The sequence below is a fragment of the Marinobacter salinus genome (assembly GCF_001854125.1).
Taxonomy (GTDB): domain Bacteria; phylum Pseudomonadota; class Gammaproteobacteria; order Pseudomonadales; family Oleiphilaceae; genus Marinobacter; species Marinobacter salinus.
On the sequence record NZ_CP017715.1, the window covers coordinates 425,924 to 439,462 of the forward strand.

General features: G+C 56.3%; 12 protein-coding genes. 2 read left to right on the forward strand and 10 right to left on the reverse strand.

Annotated elements, in window-relative coordinates; genetic code table 11:
• The first annotated feature begins 175 nt into the window (after positions 1 to 175).
• Positions 176 to 1,972 carry an acyl-CoA dehydrogenase C-terminal domain-containing protein gene (locus BKP64_RS02040; protein WP_070965339.1) on the forward strand — a complete coding sequence of 599 codons (1,797 nt, stop codon included), beginning with the start codon at positions 176 to 178 and terminating at the stop codon, positions 1,970 to 1,972.
• Between the two features lie 64 nt (positions 1,973 to 2,036).
• On the opposite strand, the gene BKP64_RS02045 is transcribed toward BKP64_RS02040, so the two are convergent.
• The 5 genes from BKP64_RS02045 to leuS form a co-directional block, all read right to left on the reverse strand.
• Positions 2,037 to 2,672 (reverse strand): endonuclease, encoded by a 636-nt coding sequence (locus BKP64_RS02045; protein ID WP_070965342.1) that lies wholly within the window; start codon positions 2,670 to 2,672, stop codon positions 2,037 to 2,039.
• 185 nt (positions 2,673 to 2,857) lie between these two features.
• Positions 2,858 to 3,121: a hypothetical protein gene (locus BKP64_RS02050; protein WP_070965345.1), complete on the reverse strand. Its 264-nt coding sequence runs from the start codon at positions 3,119 to 3,121 to the stop codon at positions 2,858 to 2,860.
• 110 nt (positions 3,122 to 3,231) lie between these two features.
• Positions 3,232 to 4,239, reverse strand: coding sequence for a DNA polymerase III subunit delta (gene holA / locus BKP64_RS02055; RefSeq protein WP_070965346.1), 1,008 nt, complete (start codon positions 4,237 to 4,239; stop codon positions 3,232 to 3,234).
• Positions 4,236 to 4,823 (reverse strand): LPS-assembly lipoprotein LptE, encoded by a 588-nt coding sequence (locus tag BKP64_RS02060; protein ID WP_070965349.1) that lies wholly within the window; start codon positions 4,821 to 4,823, stop codon positions 4,236 to 4,238. The genes holA and BKP64_RS02060 overlap by 4 nt, the downstream gene beginning before the upstream one ends.
• A 1-nt stretch (position 4,824) precedes the next feature.
• Positions 4,825 to 7,410, reverse strand: a complete 2,586-nt coding sequence (gene leuS / locus BKP64_RS02065) for a leucine--tRNA ligase (RefSeq protein WP_070973512.1) — start codon at positions 7,408 to 7,410, stop codon at positions 4,825 to 4,827.
• A 150-nt stretch (positions 7,411 to 7,560) separates the two neighbouring features.
• Here leuS and BKP64_RS02070 point away from each other — a divergent pair, with 150 nt between their 5' ends.
• Positions 7,561 to 8,109 carry a zinc ribbon-containing protein gene (locus BKP64_RS02070; protein WP_070965352.1) on the forward strand — a complete coding sequence of 183 codons (549 nt, stop codon included), beginning with the start codon at positions 7,561 to 7,563 and terminating at the stop codon, positions 8,107 to 8,109.
• On the opposite strand, the gene lnt is transcribed toward BKP64_RS02070, so the two are convergent.
• The 5 genes from lnt to miaB form a co-directional block, all read right to left on the reverse strand.
• On the reverse strand, positions 8,078 to 9,640 hold the full coding sequence (gene lnt, locus BKP64_RS02075) for an apolipoprotein N-acyltransferase (protein WP_070965355.1): 1,563 nt from the start codon (positions 9,638 to 9,640) through the stop codon (positions 8,078 to 8,080). The genes BKP64_RS02070 and lnt overlap by 32 nt on opposite strands.
• Entirely contained in the window at positions 9,630 to 10,475 is an 846-nt protein-coding gene (locus BKP64_RS02080; RefSeq protein ID WP_070965358.1) for an HlyC/CorC family transporter, read from the reverse strand. Before BKP64_RS02080 ends, lnt begins: the two co-directional genes overlap by 11 nt.
• The gene (gene ybeY / locus BKP64_RS02085; RefSeq protein WP_070965360.1) at positions 10,472 to 10,945 is read right to left on the reverse strand and encodes an rRNA maturation RNase YbeY; all 474 of its coding nucleotides are present in this window, start codon (positions 10,943 to 10,945) and stop codon (positions 10,472 to 10,474) included. Before ybeY ends, BKP64_RS02080 begins: the two co-directional genes overlap by 4 nt.
• Positions 10,942 to 11,925, reverse strand: a complete 984-nt coding sequence (locus BKP64_RS02090) for a PhoH family protein (RefSeq protein WP_070965363.1) — start codon at positions 11,923 to 11,925, stop codon at positions 10,942 to 10,944. Before BKP64_RS02090 ends, ybeY begins: the two co-directional genes overlap by 4 nt.
• 97 nt (positions 11,926 to 12,022) lie before the next feature.
• Complete coding sequence (gene miaB, locus BKP64_RS02095; protein ID WP_070965366.1) at positions 12,023 to 13,369, reverse strand: tRNA (N6-isopentenyl adenosine(37)-C2)-methylthiotransferase MiaB; 1,347 nt, start codon at positions 13,367 to 13,369, stop codon at positions 12,023 to 12,025.
• Positions 13,370 to 13,539: the final 170 nt, after the last annotated feature.

The following is a 13,539-nucleotide window of genomic DNA, read 5'->3' on the forward strand; positions in this document are numbered from 1 at the left end:
AGCCCGCTCTCATCGGAGGCGGGCTTTTTCCATGAGTTGAGTTCCGCTTTTGAGGTAGAATAAAGCCCTATAAAAATAAACTTGAGCGGACACATAGCCCGAGCAGGTGGGCCTGGCCAGAGACAAGGCCGTTTTGCCGCCTGAATAGATTGACTGAAATTTTGGAGAGTTATAAATGGCTGATTACCAGGCACCCCTACGTGACATGCGCTTCGTGTTGAATGAGGTTTTTGATGCCCCCGCGCTGTGGGCGTCCCTGCCCAAAGTTGCCGAGAATGTAGATCCGGAAACGGCCGACGCAATTCTGGAGGAAGCCGGCAAAATCAGTAGTGGCGTGCTGGCACCGCTCAATCGTGAAGGTGACGAGCAGGGCAGCAAGTGGAATGAAGGCGAAGTGACCGCGCCGGAAGGTTTCAGGGAAGCCTACCAGACTATCGTTGAAGGGGGCTGGAATGGCCTTGGCGGCAACCCTGAGTTTGGTGGTATGGGGATGCCCAAGACGTTAGTCGCCCAGTTCGAAGAGATGATGCAGGGAGCCAACATGGCGTTTGGTCTGGCGCCAATGCTGACTGCCGGCGCCTGTCTGGCGCTGGATGCTCACGGTAGCCAGGAACTGAAAGAAAAGTATCTGCCCAATATGTACTCGGGCGTTTGGTCCGGTGCCATGGACCTGACCGAGCCTCATGCCGGGACGGATCTGGGTATCATTCGCACCAAGGCTCAGCCGAACGATGATGGCTCTTTCAACGTCACCGGCACCAAGATCTTTATCACTTGGGGCGAGCACGATATGGCTGAGAACATTATTCACCTGGTTCTTGCCAAATTGCCGGACGCGCCTAAGGGTCCTAAGGGCATTTCCCTGCTGCTGGTGCCCAAATTCCTGGTGAACGACGACGGTTCTCTCGGTGAGCGTAACAGCTTTAGCTGCGGCTCTATCGAAAAGAAGATGGGTATCAAAGGTTCCGCCACCTGCGTGATGAACTTCGATGGCGCCAAAGGTTGGCTTGTTGGTGAGGAGAACAAAGGCCTCGCCGCGATGTTTACCATGATGAACTATGAACGACTGGGTGTGGGTATCCAGGGCATTGGCGCCGCCGAAGCCTCACTGCAGAGTGCTCGCGAGTATGCTCTGGACCGTATTCAGAGCCGGGCGCCAACCGGCGCCCAGCAGCCAGAAAAGGCGGCAGACCCGATTCTGGTTCATCCGGACGTGCGTCGCATGCTGCTGACCATGAAAGGCTATGTCGAAGGCGGCCGTGCCTTCTCTACCTATGTGGCGCAGTGGCTGGACATTTCCAAATACGCGGACGCCAGCGAGCAGGATCGGCGCAAGCATGCCGAAGGCATGGTGGCGTTGCTGACGCCAGTTGCCAAAGCATTCCTGACTGACCGTGGGCTGGATGCCTGTATTATGGGGCAGCAGGTTTTTGGCGGGCACGGATTCATACGGGAGTGGGGCCAGGAACAGCTGGTCCGCGACTGCCGTATTACCCAGATTTATGAGGGCACCAACGGCATCCAGGCGCTGGACCTGATGGGCCGTAAGGTTGTTGGTAGCCAGGGCAAACTCTATGAGCTGTTTGCCGAGGATGTTGCTGCGTTCATTGAGGAAAATGCTTCTGATGTGAGTCTGCGGCCCTTCCTGGAGCCCCTTGCAGCCGCCCTGGAGCGCCTGTCTGATGTCACCGAACACGTAGTCAATCAAGCCGCTGACAATCCTGATGCCGTGGGTGCGGCATCGGTAGACTATCTGGATTTGTTTGGTTTGACGGCGCTCGGCTACATGTGGGCTCGAATTGTTAAGGCGGCAGCGCCACAAGCCGAAGGCGACAGCTCAGGTTTCTACAGCGGCAAGCTTAAAACAGCACGTTTCTATTATGATCGTCTGTTGCCCAAGACGGTTTCCCTCGCCGAGGGAATTCGCAGTGGCAGCGAGTCGATGATGGCGCTCACTGCGGACGAATTCTGATCCGCCGTTAAACGCAGGTTGAAAAAAGCAGGCTTCGGCCTGCTTTTTTCGTTTTCAGGTACTGTCAGAGCTGTTCCATTCGGCTGGGATTGGTTACGAAGGGATTTTCATTACCCTGAATTTCCGCGATCCGGCGGTGTCTGGTCAGTTCTGTATCGTCTGGCGGATCCAGGCGGCTCCAGCCCTGGAATACGGGCGTGGATCCCAACCAGGGCAGGTCGTAAGTATCCACCATATAGGCGACAGTACGTGCAATATCGCCTTTCACCAGCTCCGGAGGCTCGAAAAAACCGGCACTCTCGCGAATTCCGCAGTCATCCCTGTTGATGGTTTCCCCCAGGTTTTCATACCGGACGCTGCGGCGCTGCATTTCTGTCCTGCTTCGTACCGGAATCATGTTGTGCAGATCCGATGCGATCTGCCGGTAACGATTATCCCGTTCGCATTGCCGTGAGGTTCCGCAGTCTAGGGCGCTCCTGATATCCGCCAGTGGATAAACATAGCCATCTGTCAAAATGAAGCCTTTGCGGGTAAACGGAGTACTGCAGAAGAATGATTTGCCGCCTTCGGCGTAGAGATTGCCCCAGAATTGCTCTTTGATCACCGTGTCAGGGTCGCTGAACCGGGTGTTCTGACCAATAACAATGCTTGCGGTGCATAAGAACGACAGGGTGGTGAGCGTCAGAAAGAGTTTTTTCATTTGCCTGTTATACCTCGCCGCGTCAGTGAGCGCCTTATCGGACCGGGCCTCGCTTGAGAATTCACGACTGCCTGGTCAAAAATATGACGCTTTGTTCACTCATGCTGTGAAGTATGGCACAGAGGCGCTCCACGAGAGCGCCTCCGGGGTGGAAATTTGTAGTGTTGTGTTAACCGGTTAACACTTTATTTGAGCTTTTTGCGAATGTTCTGATACCCGGTTTTGAGGTCTTCACCCAGCTTCTGGGTTGTTTGCTTCGCTTCCTGAGAGGCGTTTTCTGCATCGTGAAGCACCTGATCAAGTTTGTTGCGGAAGCGGTCCCAGTTCTGCTCCAGATCGTCCCATTCGTCTTTGACGTCTTCCCCGGCAAGGTGAAGTTGCACGCGGGCCTCATCACGATACTGTTTAACCTTCTCTGACAACTTCTTGAGTTCTTCTTGAAGACTCATATCAAGCACCTCCTTGGTTTGATGGTGTGCTTACAATGCGCTGTAACGCAAAAACCTGTCAAGTGTGCGTGGGGGCTGCGCCATACAACCTGAGACCCGCTTGATCCAGGTCAGGAACGGGTTGCGAGGAGCGTGGACAAGTCCCGCAGGTGGTGCCATGGGGAGAGGGTGTCAAAGCCTTTGGCGGATCGGTCTATCGTGCTGCAAAGGGTAATTGCATCGTACAGTTGTGTCCGGTTCAGGCGCCGTGCTGCCTGCTCCAGTACCCGGGCACGTTGCGGCTGGAACACGCCTCGTTTCTTGAGGAAGCCTGACGTGTTATCGCCCTGGCCTGCAGCTGCCTTGAGCTCCAGTATCAGGTTCAGGTCCCGGGTGAGTACTGCAAGCAAGCCCAGAGGGTTTTCGCCTTCCTGTTGCAGCACGCCTATCACTTTGCTTGCATGTGAGGCCCTGCCGGCCAGCAGTTCTGTCACCAGCTCGAACCCATTGAAGCGGGAACTGTCCTGAACGGCCTGCTCCACCGTTTCCTCGTCAATGGTGTTTCCATTGGTGAGCAGGGAAAGGCGATCAAGCTCCTGGCTGGCCGCCAGCAAGTTTCCTTCCAGGCGCTCGCCCAGCAGCGCCAGGGCGCCACGAGTGAGGCTCAGGCCCCGACTGGAGGCGCGTTGCTGCAGCCAGCCCTGGAACTTGTCAGCATCAACTGGCCAGACGGGCACATGCACGCCTTTGTTCTGCAGTTCCTTATACCATTTGCGACGGGTTTCCGCGGCGTCAAGGCGAGCGCTGATCAGCAGGAGGATGATGTCTTCAGGGGGATCCTGAAGCACGCGTTCGAGAACCGCCCGGCCATCGCCAAGTTTGCCGGTGGGGAGGTGGATCTCAATACGACGGCGCTCTGCAAACAGGGACAAAGCGCTGAACTCCTCAGCGACAGCGTTCCAGTCCAGTTGGTGGTCGGCATGGAAGGTCAGGCGGTCATGAAAACCCGCATCTCGGGCCGACTTCCGCACCTGGTCGCAGCATTCCTGGACCAGCAATGGTTCATCACCTGAAATCAGGTAGACCGGCGAAAGGCCTTTTTTCAGGAGCTGGGGTAGCTGGGCCGGCTGGGTCTTCATGGTGTAGCGGGCTGTTCTTCAGCCTGGTTTTTTGCTTCTTCATATTGATCGCGAATTACCTGAATTCGTGCCTCTGTCAGAGGCGCGAGGCGGAAAATAATCTGTTGGGCGAGGCGATCACCCAGCTGAATCCGGAGCTCTTCCTCTTCACGCTGTTTCGCGAGCACGTTGGTCTCGTCGTAACGGTAGCTTTCACTGGCAGTGAGACGGGTGTCGGCGATCATTGGAATGCCATTGCTGCTGACAAGCTCCATGCCGACAGTGTGGAGCAAGGTGTATTCCGCGGCGGCGGCTTGCACTGTGATCGCAGTAGCTCTCCGGTCTTGCTTAAAGCCGCTCAGGCGCAGAACAAAGGCGGCATCACTGGGCGGCCGGAGGTCAACACCACCAAGATCAAGCTGGTTGCGTAGCGACTGGCAGAGCGAGGTGGGCACTTGGGCCGAGCACATCACTGCCAGAGGCTGCAAAGCGGATGATACCGGGGGTGCACCCCGGAGCTGAAAGCCGCACCCGGCCAGCAGAACTGCCAGCGCCGTACCCAGTGCGGGGTAGCGAGCGGCTTTCAGGCCAGAGCGACAGTTCATATCAGTTAGCCACCACATTCACCAGCTTGCCGGGAACAACGATAACCTTTCGAACAGTGGCACCTTCGGTAAAGCGCATGACGTTCTCGTTTTCCAGTGCCAGCTTTTCCAGATCGGCCTTGCTGATGTCGGCGGGAACATCCTCTTTCGCGCGGACCTTGCCATTTACCTGCAACACCACCTGAATCTGACTGCGCACCATGGCGGCCTTGTCGGCCTCCGGCCATCGGGCATCAACCACGGGACCCTCGTGGCCCAGTGCCTGCCAGAGAGTGTGGCAAACGTGGGGGACAATGGGGGACAGCACCAGCACGGCTGTGTTCAGGGCCTCCTGGCGTACGGCCCTGCTCTGGGGGGCGTCGTCTCCCAGTTTGGCAACCTCGTTGAGCAGTTCCATGACGGCGGCAATCGCCGTATTGAACGTCAGCCGGCGACTGACATCGTCGCTGACCTTGGTAATGGTCTCATGAGTTTTCCTGCGCAGGTCCTTCTGGGCGTCATTGAGTTCTGCCGCATTCAGGGTTGGGGCCGGGCCAGCTGTACTGTGCTCACTCACCAGGCGCCACAGGCGCTTGAGGAAGCGGTGCGCGCCCTCCACGCCGCTGTCCGACCACTCCAGCGATTGCTCGGGGGGCGCTGCGAACATCATGAACAGGCGGACGGTATCGGCGCCGTGCTGATCGATAATCGCCTGGGGGTCGATGCCATTGTTCTTGGATTTGGACATTTTGGTGACGCCACCGATTTCCACCGGCTCGCCATCTTCTTTGTGGATAGCCCGGATAACCTGGCCTTTGCTGTCTCGCTCAACCGTTACATCAGCCGGAGCAATCCAGGTTGTCTTTCCGGAAGCATCGGTACGGAAGTAGGTTTCTGCCAGTACCATTCCCTGACAAAGCAGGCGATTGAACGGTTCGGAACTGTTTACCAGTCCTACGTCCCGCAGGAGCTTATGGAAGAAGCGGGCGTACAGGAGGTGCAAAATAGCGTGCTCAATGCCGCCGATGTACTGATCAACCGGGAGCCAGTAGTTGGCGGCCGCGGGATCCAGCATGCCCTTGTCGTAATTGGGGCTGCAGAACCGCGCGTAATACCAGGAGGATTCCATGAACGTGTCGAAGGTGTCCGTCTCCAGCGTGGCAGGCTGGCCCCCAAACTCGGTTTTCGCCCACTCCGGATCGGCCTTGATAGGCGACTGAACACCGTCCATTTCAACATCTTCAGGCAGGCGTACCGGTAGCCTGTCATCGGGAACCGGCATCTCGGTGCCGTCCTCAAGGGTCATCATCGGAATCGGCGCGCCCCAGTAACGCTGGCGGGATACGCCCCAATCGCGGAGGCGGTAGTTCACCGTGCGCTTGCCAATGCCGTTGTCTTCCAGGTATTCGGCGATTTCGTCGAAGGCCTCTTCACTGCTCATGCCATTGTACTTACCGGATGAGACCAGCGTGCCTTTCTCGGTGAATGCGGTTTCCTGAACGTCAATTTCCCGGCCATCCCGCGCCGCAATGACCTGCTTGATGGGCAGGCGGTATTTGAGCGCAAATTCATGATCCCGTTCATCGTGACCCGGAACGGCCATGAGGGCGCCGGTGCCGTAGTCAGTAAGAACAAAGTTGGCGATCCAGACCGGGATCTCTTCCTGGGTTAACGGATGAATGGCCTTGAAACCGGTGTCGATGCCCCTCTTTTCCATGGTGGCAAGCTCGGCCTCTGCCACCTTGCTGTTGCGACACTCATCCACGAATTCAGCGACGTCGCGATGGCGCTCTGCCGCAGCCTTCGCCAGCGGGTGTTCAGCGGCCACCGCCATATAGCTGACACCCATCAGGGTGTCCGGGCGCGTCGTATAGACTGTCAGCCCGTCATCGCTGTCTTTAAGAGGGAAGGTCAGCTCGGTCCCGACGGATTTTCCGATCCAGTTGCGCTGCATGGTCTTGACCTGCTCGGGCCAGTCTTCCAGCTCATCCAGATCGTTCAGAAGTTCTTCGGCATAGTCTGTAATGCGGATAAACCACTGGGGGATTTTTTTCTGCTCAACGACGGCGCCCGAGCGCCAGCCCCGGCCATCGACGACTTGCTCGTTGGCGAGAACCGTCTGATCCACCGGATCCCAGTTAACGGTAGACATCTTTTTGTAGACCAGGCCTTTCTCATAAAGACGGGCAAAGAACCATTGCTCCCAGCGGTAGTAATCCGGTTTGCAGGTGGCGAGCTCGCGATTCCAGTCGTAACCGAAGCCCAGTTGCTTGAGCTGGTTTTTCATGTAGTCGATGTTGGAGTAGGTCCACTTCGCGGGCGCAGTCTTGTTGGCGATAGCAGCATTCTCTGCTGGCAGGCCAAAGGCATCCCAGCCCATGGGCTGCATGACGTTCTTGCCCTGCATGCGCTGGTACCGGGAAATGACATCGCCGATCGTATAGTTTCGGACATGCCCCATATGAAGCTTGCCGCTGGGGTAGGGGAACATGGAGAGGCAGTAGTATTTTGGCTTGCCCGGCTCTTCCTTGACGGTAAAGGTATTGTTCTCTTCCCAGAAGTCGCGGGCATTCTGTTCTACGTTACCTGGATTATATTGCTCGTCCATTCCTGCCATTACCAAAGTTACCCTGTATCAAAATGATGTTCGGAGCGGCCGAACATTCTAACGCACAGAAGGCGTAACAGGTAGTCTGCCAATTTTCTGATCCTGTGCCAGACTATAGGCTAAACAAGGAAGGCTGAACGAGGAGCCGTCATGTCAGAGCCAGAACGAAACCATTTGTCCGGTAAAGCCCTTGAGGCCTATGACCGTATGCTGGAGAGAGTCCAAAGTCGTCTTAACGAGTTGCAGGAAGCTTCTCTGGAAACATTGGAAGCGGAAGTGGAAAAAGCCATTGAGTTCGAGTATGAGTTTGAGGAGATGACCCGGGATGAGGCGGACTTGCTCGGAGCCTATCTTCAGCGGGACCTCGAGCATCTGCTGCACTTTGTAGAGGAAACGGGCGAGGGCCTGAAAGAGTGGTTGCAGCTGGATATCTCGTTGCTGGAACACCAGTTAGCAGACAGTCTGTTCTCTGTGGCCGACAAAACCCTGGTAGATGCTCTGGAGCTGCGGCAGAAACTGGAGAACAAAGATGCCGGCCATTACATCTCGGGTGAAGTGGCTACGGCAGGTATGTTTCGCTGCCTGAACTGTAGCCACATGCGCTGCCTGACCGCCACCAGCCACCTCGAACCCTGCGAAGCCTGTGGTTCGCACTACTACGAGCGGGTTACGAGCCGGTGGCCGAGGAAGGAGGAATAATCCGTTCCCGGACAAAAACAACCAGGATGATGGCCAGGGTAAGTACAGGCCATGAGCCTGTCTGCATGTAGGGAGTGCGGCCTTTCGCCGTGAATACGTCGCCGGACAAGGTGGCACGCTCAAAGTGAGGGATGGTTTCGGTTATCGCGCCTTTGTTGTTGATAATCGCTGTGACGCCGTTGTTGGTGCCCCGAAGCATGTAGCGCCCTGTTTCCAGGGCGCGCATACGGGCAATCTGAAGATGCTGCAGGGGGCCGATGGAATCGCCGAACCAGCCGTCATTGCTGATCGTCAGCAGAAGATCTGCGTTGCGGCTGTTGAATGCCACAAAGTCCGGGTAGGCCACCTCGTAGCAGATGAAGGGCATGATTTTCAGGCCATTCGCTTCCAGTGGTGCCTGGTATTCCGGTCCCCGGCTGAAGCTGCTCATAGGCAGGTCGAAGAAACCGATCAGTCCACGTAACAGGTCCTGCAAAGGGACATACTCGCCAAAAGGTACCAGTTTCTGCTTGTGGTAGATGCCGTCCCCATTACCGATAGCCATGATGCTGTTGTGAAAGGTGAAGTCTTCGATACGATCACTAAACCCGTACCAGGGTATGCCTGTGATCAGGGTACTGTTTTCACCCAGTTGCTCATCAATGTGCTCGATGATTTTTCCCGCCTGATCCTGTGGAATCGGAATGGCCGTCTCGGGCCAGAGAATCAGCTCGGTGTTCCAGTACTCTTCGGTCATGCCCAGATAAGTCACAATCTGGTCTTTCAGGAAGTCGGGATCCCACTTGATTTGCTGGGGAATGTTGCCTTGCATGGCGGCAAAACTGGTGGGCTCCTTGTTTATTTCAGTCCATTCCAGGCGATTCATGGCCGGGGCCGCCAGCCAGGGGGCAAGCGCCACCAAAGCTGTGATTGCCGCAGCGGCGTGGTGAAGGTGGCTGACCAGCCACCAGGTGGCATACAGGGCGGCGCCCGTCACCGTGATCCAGAGCGTGATGCCATGCACCCCGACCAGTGGGGCCAGCCCTGCAAGAGGCCCGTCGGTATGCGCGGTTCCCAGGTAGAGCCAGGGGAAACCGGTGAGCAGCCAGCCACGGAGCCAGTCACCAAGAATCCAGATAGCCGGGAACAGGATCAGCCTGCGGACCGGACTCTTTTTTGCGAGCTTACCCCAGAACCAGAAGGCCAGGCCGTGGAAGATGGCAAGGCCGGACACAAACAGCACAGTCAGCAGAATCGATACTGGAATGGAAGTATTGCCGTGTTCGCTGATACTGATGTAAACCCAGCTTGCACCGCTGCCGAACAGCCCCAGCCCGATCAGCCAGCCCGCTTTGAAAAGCTTACCCGGATGCAGCGGAACCGTCACCAGCAAAATAAGCAGAATTGAAACCGGGCCCAGCCACCAGAGATTGAAGGGAGAAAACGTCAGCGTTTGCAGGGCCCCGGCTACCAGAAGCGTGGCCGAGCCCAACCAACGGTTGGTGGACAGTGGGGACTTCAGTCCCCGAATTTCAGAGGGGTCACTGGTCACTTCGGGTTACCTGCAACAGACGGATGACACGGTTATCGGCGTTGGCAATAGTAAATCGCAAGCCAGCGAATGCAACCGTTTCACCCCTTCTGGGCAGGTGACCGAACTCCTTGAGTACAAGGCCGCCAATGGTATCGAACTCTTCCTCATCCAGGTCTGTCTTGAAGAACTCGTTAAAATCATCAACCGGCGTGACCGCCTTGACGGCGTATGTTCCGTCTCCACGCGCCTTGATGTGGGTCTCTTCGTCGAAATCGTGCTCGTCCTCAATCTCACCAACAATCTGTTCCAGCACGTCTTCAATGGTGATCAAGCCAGCAGTACCGCCGTATTCGTCCACCACAATGGCCATATGGTTGCGGTTTTCCTTGAATTCCTTGAGCAACTGATTGAGGCGTTTGCTCTCGGGCACGAAGGTCGGTGGCCGAAGAATCTCGCGGATATTTGACCAGCTGAGGTCATTGTTCAGGGCCAGAGGCAGAAGATCCTTGGCGAGAAGGACGCCGATCACGTCATCCGGGTTGTCGCCAATGACAGGGAAGCGGCTGTGGGCGGAGGAAATGATTTCTCCGAGGAACTCTTTTGGTTCCTGAGATGCCTTGACGGTCACCATCTGGGAGCGCGGGATCATGATTTCTTCCACCCGCATATCGATCACCTGCATGGCTCCCTCAATGAGGCTCATGGCGTCGGTATCGATGATATCTTGGGACTCAGCGTCCCGAAGGATTTCCAGCACGTCCTCTACGGACTCAGGCCCGCTGGAAAAGGCCTGTGATATACGTTCCAGCCAGGACTTTCCGCCCTGACTGCGACTCGACTGATCGTCGCTCATGAGTCTTGTTCCGTTTCCTCTGCTTCGTAAGGATTGCCAAATCCGAGTTGCGCCAGCAACCGGACTTCGAGGGCTTCCATGACCTCTGCATCGCTGTCTTCGATATGGTCATAACCCTGGAGATGCAACATGCCATGCACCACCATATGGGCCCAGTGAGCCATGGTATCTTTATGCTGCTCCCGGGCCTCACATTCAACCACTGGCGCGCAAATAACGAGATCTCCTGCCAATGGAACCGTTATACCGGCTGGCGCCTCAAATGGGAAGGACAACACGTTGGTGGGGTTGTCCTTGCCCCGATACTCATGATTCAGCGTCTGGCTTTCAAGGGCTCCCACGATACGGATTGTCACCTCGGAAGGGTTTTCGCCCTGCCAGGCGGTCTGTGCCCAGGTCCCGAAGAGAGTCTCTTCGGGCACACCTTCGCCCTCATACACATTCTGGAAATCCACCGTCAGTTTGCTCATCGGCCGGATACGCTCCCGTCATCAAAGGAATCGTAGGCTTCAACAATACGTTGTACAAGAGGGTGACGTACGACGTCTTTCGCTTCAAAGCGGGTAAAGCCGATTCCCGGAACCTTGCTCAGCACGCCGGCCGCGTGAATAAGGCCGGAGTTTTGCCCCCGTGGCAGGTCGACCTGAGTCGTGTCGCCGGTAATCACTGCAGTGGAGCCAAAGCCAATACGGGTCAGGAACATTTTCATCTGCTCCCGTGTGGTGTTCTGGCTTTCATCCAGAATGATGAACGAGTTGTTGAGTGTCCGGCCTCGCATGAACGCCAGAGGTGCAATTTCGATCACACTTTTTTCAATCAATCTTGTTACGTGATCGAATCCCAGCATTTCATAAAGCGCGTCGTACAGCGGGCGCAGATACGGGTCCACTTTCTGGGCCAGATCGCCCGGCAGGAACCCCAGCTTCTCTCCGGCTTCCACGGCGGGCCGGACCAGAAGAATACGCTTCACCTGCTCGTCTTTCAGGGCCTCCACCGCGCAGGCCACCGCCAGCCAGGTCTTGCCGGTTCCCGCCGGCCCGATCCCGAAGTTGATATCGTGGGTACGGATGTTGTGCACATATTTCTGCTGGTTTGCGCCTCGGGGTTTGGCCTGCAGTTTTGGTGTTTTGATAACAGTCACCACCCCGTCAAACGGCACGTCTTCAGGCAGTCGTTCGAAACCGGTTTCCCGGATAAACAGGTGAACGGTATCCGGTGGGATATCGTCAGTGGCTTCGGTTTCCCGGTAGAGGTGACGGATCACCTCAACGGCCGCTGCCACATGCTCGGTTTCACCTTCCACGCGGAAGTGATGACCGCGCCGGCCGATTTTGACCTGCAAGCGTCTTTCAATCATTTTCAGGTTTTCATCGAACTGGCCGCAAAGCGTCGTCAGGCGGCGCTGGTCTACGGGGTGCAGGTCAAATTGTCTGTGATCGTTGGCGTTCAAAAGTGCTCCGTTTTGTTTACTCACCGGATTTCCGGGAGTACCTGTTTCTATGTGTGGTGCGATGAAGGGTGGTGCAGTCGGCGAGGGCACCGCCCTTCTAGTACAGTTCCGAATCCACCGGCATTCCGCGAAGAGAATTGGCGTAAGCCTCAACTATTTCGACGTCGATAAAGCGCCCGACCACGTCCGGGTTCTCGTGCCGGAAATTAACAATGCGGTTGTTCTCGGTGCGCCCCGCGTATTCCCCTGGATCCTTTTTGGAGAGACCCGTGACCAGAATCCGCTGGGTGCTGCCAACCATTTTTCGGCTGATATCCATGACGTTCTGGTTGAGGCGGTCCTGCAGGATGCTCAGGCGCTGTTTTTTCACTTCCATGGGCGTTTCGTCTGGCAAATCCGATGCTGGCGTGCCGGGACGGGCGCTGTAAACGAAGCTGAAAGACATATCGAATCCGATGTCGTTGATCAGCTTCATCGTGTCTTCGAAATCTTTCTCGGTTTCGCCCGGGAATCCGATTATGAAGTCCGACGAAAAGCTGATTTCCGGACGTATCTTGCGTAACCGGCGAAGCTTGGACTTATATTCCAGAGCGGTATGGCCGCGTTTCATGGCGGCCAGAATGCGGTCCGAGCCGCTTTGTACCGGCAAATGCAGGTGGCTGACCAGCTCAGGAACCTGCTCATACACCTCAATCATGGCGTTGGTAAACTCGACGGGATGAGAGGTGGTGTAACGAATCCGGTCGATGCCATCGACGGCCGCGATCAGGGTAATGAGCTCGGCCAGGTCCATCGTGTCGCCGTCGTGGGTTTCGCCCCGGTAGGCGTTTACATTCTGGCCCAGGAGGTTAACTTCACGCACACCCTGGCTGGCCAGGTGGGCAACTTCGGCAATGACATCGTCCGCCGGGCGGCTGACTTCTTCGCCACGGGTATACGGAACCACACAGAATGTGCAGTATTTGCTGCATCCTTCCATGATCGATACAAATGCCGACGGGCCGTCCGCCCCCGGCTCCGGCAGATTGTCGAACTTCTCGATTTCCGGAAAGCTGACATCGACAACGCCAACGCCGTCCCCCTTGGCCCGGACTTCGGTAATCATGTCCGGCAGGCGATGCAGGGTCTGCGGACCGAACACCATATCCACGTAGGGCGCCCGATCAATGATGGCCTGGCCTTCCTGAGAGGCAACGCAACCGCCGACACCAATGATCAGGTCGGGTTTGCTGTTTTTCAGTTTTTTCCAGCGGCCGAGCTGGTGAAACACCTTATCCTGGGCTTTTTCCCTTATGGAGCAGGTGTTCAGTAGCAGAATGTCGGCATCATCGGGCGAATCGGTCATTTCGACGGTTTCACCGCTCTTGAGCAGGTCCGCCATGCGTGCGGAGTCATACTCGTTCATCTGACAGCCGTGGGTTTTGATGTACAGCTTTTTAGCCATGGGTCTCACGTAATCTGGTGGATGTCGCGCCGGGAACAGGATGGTTGCAAAGGGGCGCCAGCAAAAAGGAACTGCGTATTATAACGGGGTGCTCATTCTTCAACCACCTTTGTCTCGGCTTGTTGCTAGTCGGACTATGTTATTATTCCCGGCTTTCCGAACTTTTGAAC